The sequence below is a fragment of the Streptomyces sp. NPDC059788 genome, assembly GCF_042732265.1.
Lineage (GTDB): Bacteria > Actinomycetota > Actinomycetes > Streptomycetales > Streptomycetaceae > Streptomyces.
The window spans coordinates 47,201-60,088 of record NZ_JBHWHY010000037.1 but is presented as its reverse complement, the minus strand read 5'-3'; the positions used below and the strand labels follow the sequence as shown (position 1 = coordinate 60,088).

At 72.3% G+C, this 12,888-nt stretch carries 12 protein-coding genes; 10 read left to right on the top strand and 2 right to left on the bottom strand.

The features are described from left to right. The first annotated feature begins 149 nt into the window (after window positions 1-149). From ACFV57_RS29185 to ACFV57_RS29165, 5 genes are all read left to right on the top strand, one after another. Entirely contained in the window at window positions 150-908 is a 759-nt protein-coding gene (locus ACFV57_RS29185; RefSeq protein ID WP_385238340.1) for a hypothetical protein, read from the top strand. Between the two features lie 21 nt (window positions 909-929). Next, complete coding sequence (locus ACFV57_RS29180) at window positions 930-3,353, top strand: CHAT domain-containing protein (RefSeq protein ID WP_385238338.1); 2,424 nt, start codon at window positions 930-932, stop codon at window positions 3,351-3,353. Continuing rightward, window positions 3,350-3,814 (top strand): hypothetical protein, encoded by a 465-nt coding sequence (locus ACFV57_RS29175; protein WP_385238337.1) that lies wholly within the window; start codon window positions 3,350-3,352, stop codon window positions 3,812-3,814. Before ACFV57_RS29180 ends, ACFV57_RS29175 begins: the two co-directional genes overlap by 4 nt. A gap of 74 nt (window positions 3,815-3,888) precedes the next feature. Beyond that, window positions 3,889-4,269, top strand: a complete 381-nt coding sequence (locus ACFV57_RS29170) for a CD225/dispanin family protein (protein ID WP_385238335.1) — start codon at window positions 3,889-3,891, stop codon at window positions 4,267-4,269. Window positions 4,270-4,271: 2 nt separating this feature from the next. Then, window positions 4,272-4,646 carry a DUF2752 domain-containing protein gene (locus ACFV57_RS29165; RefSeq protein ID WP_385238334.1) on the top strand — a complete coding sequence of 125 codons (375 nt, stop codon included), beginning with the start codon at window positions 4,272-4,274 and terminating at the stop codon, window positions 4,644-4,646. Window positions 4,647-4,689: 43 nt separating this feature from the next. Here the strand turns inward: ACFV57_RS29165 and ACFV57_RS29160 are convergent, their stop codons facing one another. Then, window positions 4,690-5,880, bottom strand: coding sequence for a cytochrome P450 (locus ACFV57_RS29160; protein WP_385238332.1), 1,191 nt, complete (start codon window positions 5,878-5,880; stop codon window positions 4,690-4,692). A 260-nt stretch (window positions 5,881-6,140) separates the two neighbouring features. Here ACFV57_RS29160 and ACFV57_RS29155 point away from each other — a divergent pair, with 260 nt between their 5' ends. From ACFV57_RS29155 to ACFV57_RS29140, 4 genes are all read left to right on the top strand, one after another. Continuing rightward, window positions 6,141-7,298, top strand: a complete 1,158-nt coding sequence (locus ACFV57_RS29155) for an acyltransferase family protein (RefSeq protein ID WP_385238331.1) — start codon at window positions 6,141-6,143, stop codon at window positions 7,296-7,298. A gap of 277 nt (window positions 7,299-7,575) precedes the next feature. Beyond that, entirely contained in the window at window positions 7,576-8,619 is a 1,044-nt protein-coding gene (locus tag ACFV57_RS29150; RefSeq protein WP_385238330.1) for a polyprenyl synthetase family protein, read from the top strand. 38 nt (window positions 8,620-8,657) lie between these two features. After that, window positions 8,658-9,716 (top strand): hypothetical protein, encoded by a 1,059-nt coding sequence (locus ACFV57_RS29145; RefSeq protein ID WP_385238328.1) that lies wholly within the window; start codon window positions 8,658-8,660, stop codon window positions 9,714-9,716. Window positions 9,717-9,747: 31 nt separating this feature from the next. Further along, a complete protein-coding gene (locus ACFV57_RS29140; protein ID WP_385238327.1) occupies window positions 9,748-11,094 on the top strand; it encodes a cytochrome P450 in 1,347 nt (448 codons plus the stop codon). Window positions 11,095-11,175: 81 nt separating this feature from the next. Here ACFV57_RS29140 and ACFV57_RS29135 read toward each other — a convergent pair whose 3' ends face one another. Next, a complete protein-coding gene (locus tag ACFV57_RS29135) occupies window positions 11,176-12,243 on the bottom strand; it encodes a type I phosphomannose isomerase catalytic subunit (RefSeq protein WP_385238325.1) in 1,068 nt (355 codons plus the stop codon). A gap of 271 nt (window positions 12,244-12,514) precedes the next feature. On the opposite strand from ACFV57_RS29135, the gene ACFV57_RS29130 reads away from it, so the two are divergent. After that, complete coding sequence (locus tag ACFV57_RS29130; protein ID WP_385238324.1) at window positions 12,515-12,688, top strand: CsbD family protein; 174 nt, start codon at window positions 12,515-12,517, stop codon at window positions 12,686-12,688. The last annotated feature ends 200 nt before the right edge of the window (window positions 12,689-12,888 follow it).

Below are 12,888 nucleotides of genomic sequence, written 5' to 3'. Positions count from 1 at the left end.
GGCGCCGGGACCATCATGCTCCCCCGAAGTACGCCTCTGAAGAGCTGCGGGCGTTCCGCGGGCAATGTGGGGACATCCCCGAAGCGGCGGCGCGGAGAGAGGAGTTGAGTGGCATCACGCGCGGACACGGAGTACACGGGGGGCACGTCATGACAGGCTCCGCAGGGCCCGGTCCTCGACTGGATTCGGTCGAGATCAAGGTCACGTTCTCCGACGCGCGGGCGGAGGTGGCCGCCAAGGCTCTGGCACCGGACGACGGGGGCGTCTGGTGCCAGGTCTTCTTCTGCGAAGGCCCCCGCCACCGCCACCCGGGCGAACTCCCGCTGCTGGAGGCGGGGGTGATCCTGCGCCTGCGCTCCCGCCAGGACAAACCGAGCGACACCACGGCCAAACTCCGGCCCTGCCGGCGGGCCCGGATTCCCGGCCACTGGCTGGACTTCCGCCGGCTCGGCGACGACGAACTCCGCCTGGAGAGCGACTGGGCGGGCGAGCGCCAGGTGCTCTCCGCCTCGCTCACCCGCACCCGCGACCGCCGCGACATCGACGCGGTGACCACCGGGCAGCGCCCGCTGCGCACCGCCTTCTCCCGCGCCCAGGAACGCTTCCTGGCCGACTGCGCGGACCTGCCCGTCGACTTCCGGCAGCTGACCGTGTACGGGCCCGTACACGCCCAGCGCTGGCGCGGCGTCCGCCGCCACCACGAACTGGCCCTGGAGCGCTGGACGCTGACCCCGCGCAACGGGCCGCCGCTGGACTGGCTGGAGATCTCCGAGCGGGTGGAGCCGGAGGGCGCCGAGGTCGTCCGGGCCTCGCTGCTGGCCCTGATGCGGCAGCTGGACCTGGACCCGGACCTGGAACAGGAGACCAAGACGCGGCGCGTTCTGGAGGCGCTGACGAGAGACGCGTGACGACGCGGGGGAGGAAGCGGTATGGGGGGACTGCCGTTCCGCCTGGACGTGTTCGAGGTCCGGGACGAGTGGGTGATCATGTGTACGTCGCCGCTCGGCCGGGCCAGCGCCAAGGTGCGCCCGCCGTACGCGCCCGACGAGCTGCGGCTGGCGCTCTCCGAGGTCAGAATGGCCCTCATCCGGTCGGCCAGCCCGGTCATCACCCGCCGCGCCTCCCTGGTGGAGAAGAACGTCCGGGACTTCGGCGAGCGCCTCTCCGACACGGTGCTGACCGGTGACATCCGCCTGCTCTTCGACCGCTGCCGCGAACACGCCAGACGGCAGGAGGAGCCGCTGCGCGTCGTGCTCGGACTCGACGGCCCGCAGGTCTCCGGCATCCCCTGGGAGTTCGCGATCGACCCGTACGCGCGGGACAGCTACCTCGGGCTGCGGGTGCCCGTCGTACGCTCCCCGCAGCTCCTGGGTGCCCCGGCGCCGGTGCGTGTGACGCCGCCGCTGCGCGTGCTCGGCATACTCTCCCGGCCCACCGACCTGCCCGCGCTCCAGGGCGAACGCGAACGCGACGAGATCACCCAGGCGTTGCAGCGGCTGAGCACCGACGTCGCCGTCGACTGGCTGCACGGTGACGGCTGGCGCGAACTGGCCGACGCGGTCCGCACCAGGGCCCCGCACGTCCTGCACTTCGTCGGCCACGGCGGCTTCGACCCGGAAACCGAGGCCGGCTACCTGGAACTGTCCGCCGAGGACGGCACCGCGATGCAGGTCTCCGGTACGGACCTCGGCCGTCTGATGCACGACAGCCCGCAACTGCGGCTGGTCGTCCTCAACGCCTGCGAGTCGGCGACCAGCGGCGCCGAGGGCGTCTTCAGCAGCACCGCCGCGAAGATCATGCGGGAAGGGGTGCCCGCGGTGGTGGCGATGCAGTACGAGATCACCGACCCGGCCGCGCTGGCCTTCGCGTCGTCCTTCTACACGGGTATGGCCCGCGGGCTGCCGGTCGACCGGGCGATGACGCTGGCCCGCGAGAGCGTGAAGATGACGCTGCCCGGCAGCCTGGAATGGGCCACGCCGGTGCTGTTCCTGCGCTCCGACGAGACCCAGCTGTTCGTCGTGCCGGAGACGGACCCGCGGGCGGGGACGGGCGCGCAGACGCCGGGGGAGGGCGGGGCACCCGGCCCGTCCGGCCCGTCCGATCGGCCCGCGGGGACCGCACCGCCGCCCCCCGGGCCGGAAGGGTACGTGGGGGACGTGTCGTCCGCGCGGACCGTACCCCAGCGGCCGCCCGGCCACGGCCCGGCCGCGGGCCCGGCCGCGCAGTCCCCGTCGGCGTACCCGTCGTACCCGCCGGGCCGGGAACAGCCCTGGATGGCCGGTGTCCGCGACAAGTTCGCGCGCTACATCCGCGCCCAGCCGCCCACCCCGCCACCCGCCGCGCCCACCACCAGAGGCGCCCACACCGACCCGCCACCGCCTGCCACCACACCGCCCGCATCCGCCGCCTCCGGTGAGACGTCCTCCTATACGCCCCCGGTCTACACCCCGCGCCCCGCCGACCGGTCCCGCGCCCCCGGACTGCTCCCCGGCCTCGGCCCCTGCTCCCAGGCCGTCCTCGGCCCGCGCGGCCTGCTCGCCGCCGTCTGCGCGGACGGCGCGCTACGGGTCTTCCGGCTGGACCCGCCGGAACTGCTGGCGGAATGCGCCCTCCGCCGGCACGGACCGGTCCTGCGCCTCGCCTGGAGCCCCTGGCCGCGCAACGTCGCCACCCTTCACGAGAGCGGCACCACGGTCGTCTGGGACATCGAGACGGAAGTGCCCGCGCGGTCCTTCCCGGGACGCGCCGGGCAGATCGCCGCGCTGGCCTTCAGCGGCGACGGCCGCTGGCTGGCCACGGCGGGCGGCGACCTGGTCCAGGTGCACGACGCCGACGGCCGCACGGTACGCAGTCTGCGGGTCGCCCCCGCGCCGCTGGTGCCGTGCCTGGTCTTCGCGCCCGGCGACCGGCATCTGCTGGCCGGCACCGCCGACGGCGCCGTACGCCGGATCGACGTGCACGGGCGGACCGTCGGGCAGTGGCCGCACCCGCAGCCGGTCTGCGCCCTCGCCGTCTGCGCCGACCGGCTCGCCACCGGCAGCCCCGACGGCCGGGTCCGCGCGTGGTCCTGGAGCGGACGGCTGCTGCACCGCGTCCACCAGGGCGGTGCCGTAAGGGAGTTGGCGTTCGCGGCGGACGGCACCGTGCTCGCGGCGGCGAGCGACGACGGTGTCCTGGTCCGCTGGAACCGCGACGGTACGCCCCAGGACCGCGTCGAGCAGGCCGGGCGCCCGGTCGGCGTCGCCTTCACCGGGCCGGACGGCGCCGTACTGATCGTGGCCGACGACGGCGTCGTACAGATCCGTCCCCGCGCCACCGCCCCCACCGGGCCGGACCCCGAAGAGGCCCCATGACCGAGATCGAGATCTTCTGGCCCGCCGCCTACCCGCTCGACGCGGTGCACGCCACCGACGACCTGCTGCGCGAAACCGGCGTCCAGGCCGTCTGCCGGCGCGCGCCGATGCGCCGCGGCCCGGAGACCTACGCGCTCGTGCTGCTGGCCGGGCACACGCTGCAGCCCTTCCTGCGGGCGGTCTTCGACCGCGTCGGCGAGGACGCGTACTCGGGACTGCGGGCCTTCGTCCGCGGGCTGATCGGCCGCAAGCCCGCCGCGGACGCCCCCGACGGGGTGGTCTTCGAATGCGTACGCACCCGCGCCCAGTTCGTCTTCACCCACGGTCTCCCGGACACGGCCTACCGGCAGGCCCTCGCGCTCGACCCCGGCACCGCGCCGGGCCGGTGGGCCTGGCAGGACGCGCAGCAGACCTGGATCCGCTTCGAGGAACGGGCCGAGGCCGCCGGTCCCGCCGGCTGACCCCGCCCACCGTACGACCGAACACCACCGGCAGCCCGTACGGGCCGGCGAACCGTCCAGAGAAGGAGGCCGTCATGGCCTACCCGCAAGGCCCGCCCGGCGAGGACTGGGGCGGCGACACCCCCTGGAACCGCCAGTCCCAGCCACCACCCACCGGACCACCACCGCCACCGCAGTACCAGCCGCAGTACACCCCCGGGCAGCAGCAGTACGCCAGGCCGCCCCAGAACTACCTGATACCGGCGATCCTGGTGACGCTCTTCTGCTTCCTGCCCACCGGCGTCGCCGCCATCGTCTTCGCCACCCAGGCCAACGCGAAGTACAGCTCGGGTGACTGGGCCGGCGCCGAGCAGGCGTCGGGCAAGGCGAAGCTGTGGACGTTCATCAGCCTGGGAGTCGGCCTGTTCGCCGTGCTCATCGTCATCATCTCCAGCGCTGCGGGAGGCGGCTACTGACCGTGCCGCCACCGCACGCCGCCCGGCGCCGGACGCTCGCGGCCTGGTCCGGCGCCCTGCTGTTCGCCGCCGTGACCGCGCTGGTCGCCCTCCGCGACCCCGAGGCGCCCGGTCACTACCCCGGCTGCCCGTTCCGCGCCCTGACCGGCCTCCTCTGCCCCGGCTGCGGCACCTTACGGGCGCTGCGCGACCTCACCCGGGGCGACATGGCCGCGGCCCTGGCGCACAACGCGCTCTTCGTGGCCGCCCTGCCGCCGGTCCTGCTCTCCTGGCTGCGCGCGGTCCGGGGCCGCCCGCCCGTCCTGACCTCGGTGTGGGCGGGCGCGGCGGCCGCGGCGCTGCTGCTCGCCTGGGGCGTGGTGCGCAACTGTGTGTGACGGGGCCGGGCCCGTCACCCCTCCAGTGATCACCGACGGATGCTCAGCCGTAGCGCACGGGCAGGCTGCGCAGTCCCCGGAGCCACGCCGGCCTCGAATGCCAGACGAGGTCGGCCGGGTCGGTGTCCAGGGCGAGGCGGGGACAGCGTTCGAAGACGGACCTGAGGGCGATCGACGTCTCCATGCGGGCGAGGGAACCGCCGAGGCAGTGGTGCACGCCATGGCTGAGTCCGAGGTGACCCCGGGCGTCGCGCCGGATGTCGAACCGGTCCGGTTCCAGGAAGCGCCGGGGGTCGCGGGACGTCGCGGCGAGGACGACGAGCACCTGTTCCCCGGCGGGGACGGTGGTGCCCGCGAAGTCCACGGGTTCCGCCGTGTAGCGCAGGGGCGAGTGCATCACCGAGCCGTCGTAACGCATGAGCTCCTCGATCGCGCCGTCGAGCAGGGACCAGTCGGCGCGCAGCGCGTCGAGCTGACAGGGATGGCGCAGCAGGGCCAGTACACCGTTGGCGATGAGGTGGAGGGTGGTCTCGTGCCCGGCGAAGAACAGGAGGAAGGCCAGGCTGAGCAGCTCCTCCGCCGAGAGCCGGTCACCCCCGTCGAGCATCGTACGGGCCAGGGCGCTGAGCAGGTCGTCGCCCGAGCCGTCCCGGAGCTTGGCGTCGACGAGCCCGGTGAGGTACTCCGCGGTGGACCCGGCCGCGGCCATCCGCGTTTGTGCGTCGGCCGGACAGGCGCACTCCGCCGCCCAGCCGTGGAAGGTCTCCCGGTCGGCGTCCGGGATACCGAGAAGCTCGCAGATGACCGTCGTCGTCAGGGGCAGGGCGAGACTCGCGACGAGGTCGGACCGGCCGAGCGGCAGGACCTTGTCCAGAAGTCCGTCGGTGACCTCCTGGATGCGCGGCCGCATCGCTTTGACACGGTGGGCGGTGAAATCCGCGGCGACCAGCTTGCGGATGCGGGTGTGCTCGGGCGGGTCCATCTGATGCATGGCCCGGAAAAAGACCCCCACTCCGCTGTTTTCGGGCGAACAGTGGGACGGATCGCTGCTCAGCCGCGGATCGGTCAGGGCGGCTCGCGCTTCCTCGTAACCCACGATCGCCCAGACCTCGCCGTATTCGGCGATGGAGACCCGGTGTACCGGGCCCTGTTCCCGCAGGAGCCCGTAGGCCGAATACGGATCGCTGGCGAAGTCCGTGGTCGGTGCCAGTGATTCGATGGTCGGTGCGGACATGAGCGCCGGCTCCTTCTGTTCATGGCGGTGTACGCGGCAGCGCGACTTCGGAGGAGGACGAGGGGCGTGAGTCACATTAGGGGCGATCACGGCTGCCGGGCGGTGCGGCACGGCATCCGGCGTAACCGACAGGCGCCCGAACCGGTGAGTCGTCGCGCGAGTCGCGCAGCGCGTTCGGCAGGGGATCTGAACACTTGAATTCCCAGGCCTCTGTCCCTCCCGACCGCCTCATACGGACATCGGTGTCCCCGAGGAGCGAAATGTCGCAGCCGTCGGCCGCCTACCCGCGGCTACCCTCTCTCGCCGGGCTGAGGTGGTTCGCATCCCTTGCCGTGTTCACCTGCCATGTCGCGGTGTATGACTCCGTTGCCCGTGGGAGGGTGCCGAGCACGCTGCTCTTTTTGGTGGGCACCACCAGCGTCTCGTTCTTCTTCATTGTCAGCGGATTTGTGCTGACGTACGCCCGGCGGGATTCGGACACGGCCCGGTTGTTCTGGCGCCGCCGCCTCGCCAGGGTTTATCCCAGCCATCTGGTCGCCTGGGCGATCATCATGCTGCTCTTCTGGGGGCTCGGTATTCCCCGGGCCGACATGAATCCGGGATCCAGTGTGTCGGCATTCGGTGACCTGGCAAACGCTCTGCTGGTGAACACGCTCGTTCCGTTGCGTGAATTCGCCGCCGCCGGCAACTCGGTTGCCTGGTCGCTCACCTGCGACCTTTTGTTCTATCTGCTGTTCCCCGCGCTCTTTCCGCTGATCACGCGGATTTCCGGAAAGTGGCTCGTTGCCGCGGCTGCCGGCCTGGTGGCGCTCGTGTGGCTGTCGCCGCTGTTGATTTCGCTGAACCTGGGCGACGGGCCGCCGGGAAGCCGGTTCGCGGCGGTCGGTATGTCCGAGCTCCAGTTCGCCCTGGTGTACATGTTCCCGTTGAGCCGGCTGCCGGAATTCATTCTGGGCATGGTCCTCGCCAGAATTCACATCGGCGGATCGGTGCCCGCCGTCCGGGTCGTCTTCGCCCTCGGCCTGCTGGGCGTGGCTCTGCTCGTCGGACCGATGCTGCTGCCCGTGCTCTTCATGCTCACCGCCGCGACGGCGGTCCCGGTCGCCCTGCTGATCCTCGCCACGGCGGCAGCGGACACCCGGGGCGGGAGGTCCGTGCTGCGGGCCCCGGCGCTGGTGTATCTCGGCGATCTGTCGTACGGGTTCTACCTGATCCACCTTCCGGTGATCCTCTGCGTCCTGCACTACTCCGGCGGCGCCTGGGGGCCGGTCCGGACCGCCACCGTCTCACTCGCCGTGGCGTTTGCTGCCGCATTGCTGCTCTACACCCTCGTCGAACGCCCTTGTATGCGCCGGTTCTCCGCCAGGAGGACGAAGCCGGCTGCCGTTCCCGCCCTTCCGGTACGGGAAGAGGCCTGAGCGACCGGGACACGATCCGAGCCGTCCACCGCGACCGCGCCCTCCCGGATTACCGCGGGCAGCGGACACGAATGGCCTGTCTCGTAGTGCCCCTGGGCCCGATCTGCGGTGGTGTGGTCGCGCGAGATCTACTCGGGAATTCCAGCTGAATGGCCACCGGTGCGCAGCCGGTGCTCGGCCATTGGCCAGGGCTCCCGCCCGCGCGAGAGTTTGAGCCGTGGCCCCTGCGATATGGCGGAAGGGCGGCGGCGCCACATGAACTGAAGGGGTAGGCGAGATGACGCCAGTAACCGTCGAGCAGTCGGCGCGTGATGCCGGTCAAGTGCTGCTGGACGCGGGAAAGGAGACGGGGCCGGCCATGCGGGCGGCGATCGGGCTGCTGCCCGAGCGGGTTCGAAGTCTGGCAGAAGTGCACTTCGACTGGCCGAGTACCGACGAGCTCGTCGGCCGGGAAGGCGGGGGCAAAGCGGTGCGGCCGGCCTTGGTGCTGCTGGCCTGCGACGCCGTCGGGGGCGCCCGCCCCGCCGCGGTGCCCGCCGCGGTGGCGGTGGAACTGGTCCACAACGGATCACTGCTGCACGACGACATCATCGATCGCGACCAGATGCGGCGGGGGCGGCCCGCCCTGTGGGCGACCCAGGGGCGTCCCGCGGGCATCCTGGCCGGTGACGCGCTGTTCTTCCTGGCGGTCCAGGTCCTCAACGCGTCCCCGGCCCCGCTGGACACCGCGGGGATGCGCTGCCTGATCAACTGGGTGCAGCAGCTGCTCGAAGGGGAGTGGGCCGACACCCTGCTCGAACAACGGCCGGATGTGTCGGTCGCCGAGTGCTCGGCGGTCGCCGCTGCCAAGACGGCCTCCCTCACCGCGGCCGCGTGCGAGCTGGGGGCCTTGGCCGGCGGCGCCGGTGCCGAGCGTACGGATCACCTCCGTGAGTTCGGCACCCATCTGGGGTTGGCCTACCAGATGGCCGACGATCTGCTGGGCATCCGGGGCGACCCGCGACGCACCGGGAAGCCGGTCGGCTCCGACCTGACCTGGCGCAAGAAGTCCCTGCCCGTCGCCGCCGCGCTGGCCTCCGGAACCGCCGCGGGAAAGGCGCTCGCCCGCCTCTACGGCAACGGCTCCGAACCCTTGACGGCCGACGAGGTCCAGCAGGCCGCCGAGCTCGTCGAGGAGGCGGACGGCTGCACCTGGACCGTCAGGGAGGCGGAGCGCCACATCCACTCCGCCCTGGAACACCTGGCCGCGGCCCGCCCCGATCCGGTGCCGGCCGCCGAGCTGGCCTCACTCGCCCAACTGATCACCACCCGCGATCGCTGACCGCCCCCGGCCGGCCCGCCGCAAGCACTGGAGCAACCGTGATCGACCTGCCCGCCTTCCACTGCCCCCTGCCCATCGCCGTGCGCCCGGACGCGCTGGAGTTCGACGACCGGCCCAACCGGTGGATCGACACCTGCCCGGTCCCTGTCGACGCCACCGCCCGCGCCCGCATCCGGTCCACCCACTCCGGGGCGTTCGTGGCCTGCGCAAGTCCGGACGGGGTGCCCGAGCGGCTGGAATGGGGCGGGCGCTGGTTCCTGATCGGCTTCACCGTGGACGACTGGATCGAGTCGCTCACGACCGTGGAGGAGGCCGTCGCGGTGGGCTGCACGCTCCAGCGGGTGCTGGAGACGGGCGCGGACCCGGCGCGGGCCGACCTGCCGTTCGGCAGGCACTTCGCGGAGATGATCCGGGACTGCCGGTCCTTCGCCACCGACACGCAGTACAGCCGGTTCGCCGCCGCCTACCGCGCGTACCATCAGGGAATTCCCCTGGAGGCGGCGTACCGGATCACGGGCCGCACGGTTCCGCTCGCCGAGCACCTGAGCCTGCGCAGCTGGCTGTGCGGGGCCCCGATCGTCTGTGCCGCCCTGGAGATCTACAACGACATGGAGATCCCGGGGCACGAGCACGACCACCCCGCCGTGGGCGCGCTGCGCGAGTCCGCCGGACTGCTCCTGGGCTGGGCCAACGACATCTGCTCGCTGGGCAAGGACATCGAGGACGGCGGCGGCGCCAACAATCTCGTCGCCGCTCTGATGGACCACCACGACCTGGACGTCTCCCGGGCGACCGCGGAGGCCATCGAGGTCTGGAACCACACCATGGGCATCGTCCTGCGCCTGCGCGGCCAAGTGGCGGCCGGGGCGGGCCCGGCACTCGAACGGTTCCTGCGGGATCTCGACAACACCATCGCGAACACCATCCAGTGGCACGCCAACAACCCCCGTTACGGCGACCTGCCCCCGATGGCCGTCGTCGCCGAACCGCCCGCGGGCCCCGGCCCCCGCCCCGCCGCTCCACTCGAAGCCTGGTGGCAGCGTCTGACCTCGGCCCTCGGCGCGGAACCCGCGCCGGCGGCGCAGCCGGTCGTATGAGCCGCCTCCACAGGTACAGGAGCCCGACCACGTGAGCGCGACGACAGCATCGTTCACCACCGCCACCGCCCCCGGTGCACTGCCTCTCATCGGCCACGCCCGGCAGCTCGCCTACCGGCCCATGGAGTTCATGCGGTCCCTGCACACCCACGGTGATCTCGTCGGGATCAGGATCGGTACCACGCCGTATTACGTGCCGTGCCACCCTGAACTGCTGCATCACGTGTCGACCAACGACCGTGTCTACGACAAGGGCGGCCCCATCTATGACCACGTCCGGCAATTCGTCAGCGGCGTCGGCACCTGCCCGCACGCCGAACACCGCGGCCGGCGCCGCCTGATCCAGCCCGCCTTCCGCCCCGGCCGGCTCGCGGACTACGCCCGGACCATGCGGGAGGAGATCACCGAGCTGACCGGCGCGTGGCACGACGGGCAGATCCTGGATCCCTTCCCCGTCTTCCACGCTCTCAGCCACCGCGTCACCGCCCGCACGGTCGTCGCCGCCCGCGCCGACCGGGCCGCGGCCGAGGTGATCAGCCGCTCGTCCGTCGTGCTGTTCGACGAACTGTCCCGGCAGATCCTCACGCCGTCCTTCCTGCGGCGCCTTCCGACCCCCGGCAACCGCCGCTACCAGCACGCCGTACGCGCGATCCGCCAGGCCGGGCAGCACATCATCGCCGACTACCGCAGGGCCCCGGCGCAGGACGCGGACCTGCTGGAACTGCTGCTCGGAGCAGAGACGGACGCCGACGGGGAGGCCGGGACGGCGAACGAGGAGATCCATGCCGAGATGCTCAGCATGCTCCTGGGCGGTACCAACTCCGCGCCCATCCTCACCTGGGCCATGGTCTGCCTGGACCGGTATCCGCAGGTCCGCGAGCGCCTCCACGCCGAAGTCGACGCCGTCCTGGCTGGCCGGCCCGCCCACTACGACGACCTGCCGAACCTCCCTTACACGCACCGGTTCCTGAACGAGACCATGCGTATGCACCCGGCGGGGTGGATGACCACGCGTACCGTGACCTGCCCGGCCGATCTCGCCGGGCTCGACCTCCCCGCCGGCGCCGCCCTGATCCTCAGCCCGCCGGCGGTGCAGCTGCGCCCCGACGTCTTCCCCGACCCCGACCGCTTCGACCCGGACCGTTGGGACCGGGAGCGCGTTCCCGCGCCGCCCCGCGGTTCGTTCCTCCCTTTCGGGGCCGGTCCCCGCCAGTGCATCGGCGACACGTTCGCCATGGTCGAGATGGTGCTGACCGTCGCGACCGCGGCCGCTCGCTGGGAACTCACCGTCGCCCCCGGCAGCGACCTCAGCCATCCCCCGTTCCAGCTGGCCCACCTGCCCCGTCGCCTCGGCCTTCGCATCACCGCCCGCCACTGACCGGGGACGGCGGGAAGAACCGCGCCGCCGTGTCGGGGCGGCCGGCGGGACGGCCCGCACGGGCCCGGGCCGACCGCGCGGCTACCCCAGTCCCTCGCCCAGGGCGGCGATCGCCTCGGGGGAGTGACCCGCGGCGAGGAGCGGGGCGCGGACATCGCGTTCCAGGTCGGGGAGGTGGCCGAGCAGGACGTCGGCGGGGCCGTGGATACGGACGCCGGAGACCGAGGCGGCGGGCAGCAGGAGCGTTTCGGCCGGGCCGAGGGTCTCCCGTACCGCACCGCACGTCACCTCCGTCGCGGCGCCGATGTTGCTGAGCACCACACACGTCTCGAACGCCGGTACGGCGGCCCCCGGCGCCCGTACCCGCCAGTTCTCCAGCGCGAAGTACGGCCCGGCACACAGCATCCACCGCTCCACCGCGCCCTCCGTCGGCAGCCGCAGCCCGGGGTGGAAGACCGGACGGTGCTCCGGCCGCCACGCGTACAGCAGCGCCTCGACCCCGGCCCGCCACTGCTCGTCGCCGATCGGGGCGCCGTCCTCCATCCGGTGACGCATCGCGTGCTGGTGCAGGCCGGAGGTCTGTCCGATCTCGTAGACGACGGTGTCGGGGCCGAGGCTGTGCGGCGTGCCGCCCGGTACGTACAGCGTCTGACCGGCGCATACGGGCAGCCGCCGCAGAACGGCGTCGAAGTCCTGGTCCAGCAGCGCCTGCCGCAGCCGGTCGTGGTCCACGCCGGGCCGCACGCCGGCCAGCGCCGTGGTGCCGGGCGGCGCGTACAGGATGTGCCAGGCCGCCGTCCTGCCGTTCGGCTCGCCCGCCCGCCCCCGGGCCGCCGTGTCGTCGGGGTGCAGACGGACCGGAAGGGGCCGGTGCGCGTCGACGAACTTGGTCAGCAGCGGAAAGCGCGGGCCGCGCCAGCCGCGCCCGACCAGCTCGTCGGGATGGCCGCGGGCCAGCTCCCGCAGAGTGTGGCCGGCCAGCGCCCCGTTCAGGACATGCGAGTGCTCGCCCTCGACATCACTGACCTCCCATGTCTCCGCCACCGGGCCGTCGGGCAGCCCGGTCCGGCCGAGCCGCTCGGCGATGGCCCGGCCGCCGAAGACATGCTCCTTGACCGGCGTGGTCAGCCGCATCGGATACCAGTTCATCGTCCGAGTACACCCCTGTTCCGACCGCTGCGAAATCATTACTCCGACCACTGGCGCGCCCCGGGCCCGGCCGTCCGGTCCGCGTGGCGGCGCGACATGGCGCATTCCGGGTGCCCTGCGCGGAACGGCCGAATCGCGGCCCTCGGCCACGGTGCGCGTCGCACGTCGGCACGGTCATTCGGCTTTCGCGAAATCCGCCGGTTTACCGGCCGGGCGCACGGGCACGCGATGAACTGTCAAGGAAACGGCTCGACCGAAAAGGAGCGCGACCATGACCGCCGACAAGAAGGCTTCCAGCAAGGCCGAGCGCGCCAAGGGCGCCGTGAAGGAAACAGTCGGCCGCGCGGTCGGCAATGAGCAGATGACGGCGGAGGGCCGCGCGGAGCGCGCCAAGGGCGACATACGCGAAGCCGGCGAGAAGGCCAAGGACGCATTCAAGCGGTGATGCCCCCGGCGTGACCCTGTCCCCCTTCGGTACAGGTTCTCGGCAGGCCCCTTCGTGCCCTCTGCACAACCCTCCGAGAAAACGCGCGCTTCAGCGCTCACACCAGAGTTCCGGGGGGGGGGGCGGCCGGCCGGAAACACGCGCGCCCCCGCCGCCCCCATGTGTAGAAAAAACCGGTAAGAGACACAGGAACCGGTCAC

Coding starts and splice junctions, on each gene's coding strand:
- ACFV57_RS29185 (WP_385238340.1), top strand. CDS start 150: ATGACAGGCTCCGCAGGGCCCGGTCCTCGACTGGATTCGGTCGAGATC.
- ACFV57_RS29180 (WP_385238338.1), top strand. CDS start 930: ATGGGGGGACTGCCGTTCCGCCTGGACGTGTTCGAGGTCCGGGACGAG.
- ACFV57_RS29175 (WP_385238337.1), top strand. CDS start 3,350: ATGACCGAGATCGAGATCTTCTGGCCCGCCGCCTACCCGCTCGACGCG.
- ACFV57_RS29170 (WP_385238335.1), top strand. CDS start 3,889: ATGGCCTACCCGCAAGGCCCGCCCGGCGAGGACTGGGGCGGCGACACC.
- ACFV57_RS29160 (WP_385238332.1), bottom strand. CDS start 5,880: ATGTCCGCACCGACCATCGAATCACTGGCACCGACCACGGACTTCGCC.
- ACFV57_RS29155 (WP_385238331.1), top strand. CDS start 6,141: ATGTCGCAGCCGTCGGCCGCCTACCCGCGGCTACCCTCTCTCGCCGGG.
- ACFV57_RS29150 (WP_385238330.1), top strand. CDS start 7,576: ATGACGCCAGTAACCGTCGAGCAGTCGGCGCGTGATGCCGGTCAAGTG.
- ACFV57_RS29135 (WP_385238325.1), bottom strand. CDS start 12,243: ATGAACTGGTATCCGATGCGGCTGACCACGCCGGTCAAGGAGCATGTC.
- ACFV57_RS29130 (WP_385238324.1), top strand. CDS start 12,515: ATGACCGCCGACAAGAAGGCTTCCAGCAAGGCCGAGCGCGCCAAGGGC.